General features: G+C 63.6%; 2 protein-coding genes and 1 pseudogene. 2 read left to right on the top strand and 1 reads right to left on the bottom strand.

Annotation, left to right across the window (positions count from 1 at the left end):
- Window positions 1-218: 218 nt before the first annotated feature.
- Both B2W55_RS29105 and B2W55_RS29110 read left to right on the top strand, forming a co-directional pair.
- Window positions 219-545, top strand: coding sequence for an ArsR/SmtB family transcription factor (locus B2W55_RS29105; protein ID WP_024580935.1), 327 nt, complete (start codon window positions 219-221; stop codon window positions 543-545).
- Window positions 545-985, top strand: a complete 441-nt coding sequence (locus tag B2W55_RS29110) for an SRPBCC family protein (RefSeq protein ID WP_024580934.1) — start codon at window positions 545-547, stop codon at window positions 983-985. The genes B2W55_RS29105 and B2W55_RS29110 overlap by 1 nt, the downstream gene beginning before the upstream one ends.
- On the opposite strand, the pseudogene B2W55_RS29115 reads toward B2W55_RS29110, so the two are convergent.
- A pseudogene (locus tag B2W55_RS29115) lies at window positions 986-1,232 on the bottom strand (hypothetical protein); the annotation flags it as partial.

The raw sequence follows: 1,232 nt of genomic DNA on the forward strand, positions 1-1,232 counted from the left end.
GGCGAAGCCGAACAGCAGCGCGGCCATGGCGATGACGAAGACGGTGTTTTGCAGGAGGAGCTTTGCGATCATGGGCGGCACCGCGCGATTGCAGCCGCGATTATCGCACTGTTTTTCCGGCAAACATGCGACCGCATTCATCAACTTTCGGAGCGGGAGAAACGTTCCCGCGCCGGCGCGGCGTTGACAATCATATAAGTAATTGCTTATATATTTTCATGACCGCCGCCATGCAGCTGACCAGCGTGCTCAAGACCCTCGCGGATCCAACCCGCCGGGCGGTGTTCGAGCGCATTGCGCGGGAGGGCGAGATCGCCGCAACCGGGCTGGTGCTGGGTTCGAAGGTGTCGCAGCCGGCGGTGTCGCAACATCTGCGCGCGCTGCGTGATGCCGGCCTCGTCGCCGAGCGACGCGAGGGCCGGCATATCCATTATCGCGTCGCGCCGAAGGGGCTCGGTCCGCTGATCGACTGGCTCAGCCATTACGAGACATTCTGGGCCGAGCGCTTCGCCAGCCTGGAGAAGCTGCTGAAGGAGAGTGAGTGATGGGTGAGACGCGTGCGATCACGGTCGAAAAAGTGCTGCCCTACGCGGCCGAGAAGATCTGGCGGACCTTGACGACGAGCGACCGGATCGCGAAATGGCTGATGCCGAACGATTTCGTTGCCGCCGTCGGCCACCGCTTCAACTTCCACACCAAGCCGATCGGCGACTGGGACGGCGTCGTGCACTGCGAGGTGCTGGATTGCGACCCGCCGCGCCTCTTGCGCTATTCCTGGAAGGGCGGCGCCGACACCAATCCGGAGTACGGCTCGAAGCTCGACACGGTCGTCACCTGGACGCTGACGCCGGTCGAGGGCGGCACCCATCTGCGGATGGTGCATGACGGCTTCGTGCTGCCGGGTAACCGGTTCGCGTTCGACATGATGAGCCCGGGATGGGGCAAGGTGCTCGACGGCGTCGCCCGCCTCACCGACGAAGGCTGATCACTCGTTGTTGCCGCGGCGAACCGTGATCGATGCGTCGTTTTTGTTGCGGGTGCATTCGAGGTTGAGGCGGCGGTAGCGCATCGTGATGGTGTTGCCGCGCAGGATGCCCATGCGCTTCAGGCAGCGCGAGGTGCCGGTCACGGCGTCGTCCTTCGGCACGGTGAAGATCAGCGCCGTGGCGGAGCCGACCAGGTTGAAGAACTCCGGCTTCATCTTGCGATCGGTCTTGGCATAGAGCTCGATC

Source organism: Bradyrhizobium sp. UBA2491, assembly GCF_002341725.1.
GTDB lineage: Bacteria > Pseudomonadota > Alphaproteobacteria > Rhizobiales > Xanthobacteraceae > Bradyrhizobium.